The organism is Mesorhizobium sp. M4B.F.Ca.ET.203.01.1.1 (assembly GCF_004791025.1).
GTDB classification, from domain to species: Bacteria; Pseudomonadota; Alphaproteobacteria; order Rhizobiales; family Rhizobiaceae; genus Mesorhizobium; species Mesorhizobium abyssinicae.
In genome coordinates, this window is the sequence record NZ_SRUO01000063.1 from 1 (window position 1) to 460 (window position 460).

Consider the following 460-nt stretch of genomic DNA (forward strand, 5'->3'; position numbering starts at 1 on the left):
ACGCCTCAGCGTCGACGTCAATGGCCACATGGCGCGCACGTTCCTCTTGCCAGAACTGCCGGCACTGCTTGCCAGATATCCGGGCCTGTCGGTCCATATCGGCGAGGGGGACCGCCTTGTCGATCTGGTGCGTGAAGGCGTCGACTGCGTGATCCGGGCAGGCGTACTTCCCGACAGCGACATGATCGTGCGACGTCTCGGCATCGCGCGCGAGATCACCGTCGCGAGTCCCGCCTATCTCGAACGCCACGGCACGCCCGCCTCGCCCGATGCGCTCGGCGGCCATCAGGCGGTGGGGTTCGTCTCGTCGCGCACTGGCGAGGTGCTGCCGTTCGAATTCACGGTCGGCGGAAAGACCATTGAGGTCAGGCTACCCGGTCGTGTCGCCGCCAACAATTCCGACACCGCCGCCGACCTGGCGCGGCTTGGTCTCGGCCTGATCCAGGCGCCGCGCTATCGC

The 460-nt window shown here is 67.2% G+C and carries 1 protein-coding gene; it reads left to right on the forward strand.

Annotation, left to right across the window (positions count from 1 at the left end):
* On the forward strand, positions 1-460 hold a 460-nt coding region (locus EN846_RS33615), incomplete at both ends, for a LysR substrate-binding domain-containing protein (RefSeq protein ID WP_245518761.1).